General features: G+C 42.6%; 1 protein-coding gene. It reads right to left on the bottom strand.

All coding sequences use genetic code 11. The features are described 5' to 3' along the window. A partial coding sequence (locus HEQ50_RS13010; protein ID WP_168900834.1) for a transposase occupies positions 1–282 on the bottom strand: 282 nt, incomplete at both ends.

Below are 282 nucleotides of genomic sequence, written 5' to 3'. Positions count from 1 at the left end.
TTAGCATCCTGCTTATCGTTCTTTCTAAGACGCGATCCTGTGGCGATACGATTCTTAGCGGCCAATGGATTTAGAATATGATAGTTCAGATGTTCTTGCTGAAGAAAATATTCTAAGCGGCGTGAATAGACGCCAGTTGCTTCGAATACAATCTCAACGTTGCTACCGAACTGAAGTACGACGTGCTTCAGTTCACTAAAACCCAGTACATCCAAGGGAATAACGTCTTCTTTAGCTACGACTAAATCCGTCACCACCGCAATGTTAGCCTTACTTTTACTT

Source organism: Lactobacillus sp. HBUAS51381 (assembly GCF_012641095.1).
GTDB lineage: Bacteria > Bacillota > Bacilli > Lactobacillales > Lactobacillaceae > Levilactobacillus.
This window is presented reverse-complemented; position numbering and strand designations above follow the sequence as displayed.